This window comes from Streptomyces sp. ERV7, from assembly GCF_001653515.1.
GTDB lineage: Bacteria > Actinomycetota > Actinomycetes > Streptomycetales > Streptomycetaceae > Streptomyces.
This window is the reverse complement of record NZ_LYOY01000067.1, coordinates 1-4,173: the sequence shown is the minus strand read 5'-3', so window position 1 is coordinate 4,173 and position 4,173 is coordinate 1. Positions and strand designations below refer to the sequence as shown.

The 4,173-nt window shown below is 77.3% G+C and carries 1 protein-coding gene and 1 pseudogene; both read right to left on the bottom strand.

From position 1 onward, the window contains the following. Positions 1 to 1,034 (bottom strand): annotated as a pseudogene (locus tag A8W25_RS29955) (ABC transporter permease); the annotation flags it as partial. 1 nt (position 1,035) lies between these two features. Continuing rightward, positions 1,036 to 4,173 (bottom strand): FtsX-like permease family protein (locus tag A8W25_RS29950; RefSeq protein WP_067167517.1); only part of this gene is annotated, 3,138 nt, incomplete at its 5' end.

Sequence of the window (4,173 nt, the reverse complement as noted above, 5' to 3'; positions counted from 1 at the left end):
ACCGTCGCCGTGCCGAAGGTCGCGACCGCGACCACCGGGGTGATCGAGTCGCGAACGGAGGTGTACCCCTCGAAGATCGCGTCGAGCTCGGTGGAGACCGTGGTGCCGGGGCCGACCAGCTGGCGCAGCGACGCGAGCGCCGGACCGGCCTCCAGGGAGGCCACGGAGGTGGAGAGGCCGTGCAGCCGGCGGGCGTTCATGGTCTGGGTGCCCGGGGCGATGTCCGCGTACAGCTCGGGCCTGCCCCCCGCTTCGAGGAGCGCGGGCGCCGAGTCGGCGCCGAGCAGCAGGCCCGCGTACCAGTAGTGCGGATCGTCCTCTTTGGGGGTGCTGGGGATGAACTGGGGGTCGCGCAGCGCCGGTGCGGTGGCCCAGTAGCTCGCGTCGGGGAGCAGCGGGCGAACGGTCCCGGTGATCCGGATCGCCAGCGGCTCGCCCTTGGCGCCCGGCACATGGATCACCGAACCGGGGGAGATATGGAGCGCCTTGGCGGTCGTGGCGGTGACCACCGCCTCCGCCGTGTGCGAGGTCGAGTCGGCCTTCGCGGTGGGCAGCCGCCCGCTCACCAGCCGGGCGTGGTCGGACAGCGAGGACCGGGAGGCGATCAGCAGACGCGGCGGCAGGCCCTCCGGCCTGGGCAGCCAGGCGTCCAGCGGGGAGTTCGCGGGCACCTTCTCGGCGGTGCGCACCCCGTACGCCGACTGCCCGGTGTCCGCGCCCAGCGGCGCCGGGATCGCCGCCAGCTGCTCCAGGTACCCGCGTTCCATGGGCCCCGGGCGGAGCGCGGCGCCCGGGTCGGGGTCCTTCGCGTCGCTGTTCGCGGGCATCGGGCCGGACAGCCGCAGCACCGAGTTCTCCGGCGCCGCCGACGCCACCGCGTGGCGCAGCCCCCGGTCCTCGTACCCGTCGATCCCGCGCGGCAGCGCGCCGGCCAGGAACGCGGTGAGCAGCACCAGCAGGGCGAGCGCGCCCGCGGCGCCCGGCGCGGTCCGCAGCCGGGTGCGCACCCAGGGGGCAACGGCCTTGGCATTCATGTCAGTTGTCCCCCTGGTGGCGCAGCGAGACCGCCGGGTCGGTCCGCCGCAGCGCCAGCGTCGCGACGATCAGCAGCGGTACGGCGGCGACTCCCGCGAACAGCACGGCGAGCCGTCCGGCGGGCAGCTCCACCAGCACCTTCGGCACCGGCTGGGTGGCCTGCCCGGTGAGCACGATCAGCGGCACCACCGCACGCGTCAGCACCTCGCCCAGGGCGAGCCCCACCAGCAGCGCGAGCGCGATCAGCACCCCCTGCTCGGCCGCGATCAGCCGGGCCAGCTGGCGGCGCGGGGCGCCCAGGGCGCGCAGTACGGCGAACTCGGCGCCGCGTTCGCGCAGCGAGCCCGCCGCGCTCACCGCGAAGCCGACCGCCGCGAGGGCCGCCGCCACGATCGCGGCGGCGATGAGCGCGGCCTGCGGGCCCGCGCCCAGCGGGTCGTCGCGCAGCTGCTCGGCGACCTCGGCGCGCACCAGCACCTGCTGCGGGTCGATGTCCGGGCGGGCCCGCAGCGTCGCCGCCGCGCGGGCCGCGTCGCCGGGTCCGGTGGCGAGCCACCACTCGGTCGGGGCGAGGCTGGTGCCCGTGTCGACGGCGAGCCGCTCGTTGACCGCGCGCAGATCGAGCAGGAGTGCGCCGCCGTCGCGTCCGCCGCCCCCGGCGGTCTCCGCGCCGGGCCCGGTCGTCGGAAGCTCGGCCATCCGGTCGACGACCTTGGCGCGCAGGGTCTGACCGGCCAGGACGGCCGTGACGGTCTGCCCGACCCGGGTCCCGCTGGAGGCCAGGAACCGGTCGGTGGCGATCGCGGTGAGCGCGGGCGGCGCGGGCCGGACGGCGGTGAGCCGGACGGCGCGGCTCGGAATCGTCATCGAGGTGTTGGACGGCGATATCGAACCCGTGGTGTACGGCACCGACAGGGACCGACCGCCGCTCTTCGGGGTCAGGGACTGCAGGCCGCCCGGGCCGTCGCCGGACTCCAGGGAGGAGGCCCGCCAGCGGTCGGCGGCGGGCAGCGCGAGGGGGGCGGTGCCCCCGTCGCGAGCCACGGTCCGCAGCTCCCGCACGGTGAAGCGGTGCTGCTCAGCCGTCTCCGGTACGGAGAAGTCCAGGTCGACGCCCATGAGCGTGAGCGGCGCGGCCGGGCGGCCGACCGGCGCGCCCGCCGCCAGGTCGAGGGAGACCCGGCGCTCGGCCGGGCGCCCGTCGGCCTCCAGGATCCCGGCCGGGAGGCGGTACAGGATGCCGAAGCGGTCCTCGACCTCCACCGTCACGTTCACGGTGAGCGGGTTCGCGGAGGCGCCGTCCCGGGCGCCCTCGGTGCCGGTCTGCAGGCTGAGGGCGAGCTCGGCGGTGTCCGCCGGGAGCGGCACTCCGGGCCGGTCGGTCTTACGCGGGGTGAGCTCGGACAGGAGCCCGCGGGCGGACCCGCCGAGGTCCTTGCGGAGCAGCAGGCCGTCCGCGTGCGCGGTGTCCAGGGCGAGCAGCGTCCCGGAGCGGCCGCCGGAGAGCTCCACCGAGGAGCGTGCGGCCGGGGCCACCGCCCGCACGCCGGGGACCGCGTCGTACGAACCGGCCTGCCCGAAGCCGTTCAGGCTCGACCCGAAGACGCGCACCGAGGTGCCCGCGCGGAAGTCCGCCTGGTCCTGCTGTGAGCGGTCCCAGGAGGCCGACTGGCCGATCGCCAGCATGCCCATGGCGACCGCGAGCACAAGCAGCAGCACCGGGCCCGCGCCGCGCAGCGGACGGCGGCTGAACTGCCAGCCCGCGAGCGCCGCCGGGAGCCCGCGCCCGCCCGCGGCCCGCCGCTCGGCCAGCTTGGCGGCGGGCGGCAGCAGCCGCAGGGTCAGTACGGTCCCGGCGAGCAGGGCGAGCGCGGGCGCGGCCACCAGGAGCGGGTCGATGCCCAGGCCGCCCGCGCCGCCGGTGCTGAGCGCCCCGGAGCCGGTCTGCCGGTCCAACTGCCAGTAGGCGACCCCGGCGATCACCAGGAGCCCGATGTCGGCCCCGGCGCGCACGGGGGCGGGCAGGGTGGCGGCCCGGGCGCGCGAGGTCCGCGCCGCCGACAGGGCCGGGGCGACCACGGCCGCCGCGCACCCCAGCGCGACCAGCCCCGCCACCAGCCACACCGTCCCGGTCGGGCCGGTGTCCAGGTGGATGCCGATCCGGGCGAGCGGGCCGTGGCCGGCGAGCAGCCGGGTCAGCGGGCCGGAGAGCAGCGGTGCGCCCACCGCCGCCGGGGCGGCGAGCAGCAGCGCCTCGGTCGCGGACAGGCCGAGCAGCCGGGCGCGGGAGCCGCCGCGCGCCCGCAGCAGCTCGGTCTCACCGGTCCGCTCGCTGCTCAGCAGCCGGGCCACCAGCAGCAGCGCGTACCCGGCGAGCAGCACCAGCTGCAGGGCCACGATCAAGAGCGTCGAGCGGGAGACGAGCAGCGCGCGCTCGGCCCGGTCGAGCACGTCGGGCAGCGAGGTGGCGGCGGTCGCGTCGCCCGCGAACACCCCGCCCTCCACCAGGGACTTGGGGCCCTTGGCCGCCGCCGCGCGCAGGGCGCCGAGCCGGTCGGTGCTCAGGGTGGAGAAGTCGGCGGAGGCCAGCCACGAGGTCTGCCCCGCGCTCAGCCTGCCGCCGGTGAGCGCCGCGGGGTCGGTGAGCAGCGGCCCGTAGGTGGTGAAGTTGACCCGGCGGCTGCCCCGGCCGCCCAGGTCGTCCAGCTGCCAGTACGCCTCGGTGGCGTCGACGGGGCGGTAGGTGCCGGTGACACGGACCTGTACGGCCGGGCCGCCCATGCGGTCGGCGAGGGTCAGTGGGACGGGCCAGCGGCGCAGGCCCAGCTGGGCGGCCGCGGTCTCGGGCAGCGCGGCCTGGATCTCGCGGCCGGTGCCCGGCGGGGCGGGCCAGCTGCCGCCGGTCAGCCGGACGCGGGTGCGGTCGACGGAGGCGAAGAGCGTGAGGTCGGGCTCGCTGCCCTTGCGGGCGTCCGGCGACTGGAGGGTGCGCGGCAGCGCGTACGGGCCGGACTGCGTCAACGTCCTCGTGGTGACCGGGAGTCCGTCGAAGGTGCGGCTCGCTCCCGCCCGTACGGCGGCGTCGGCGGTCTGCCGCTTCGCCTCGGGGACGGTCGCCTTGACGATCAGCGCGGCGGG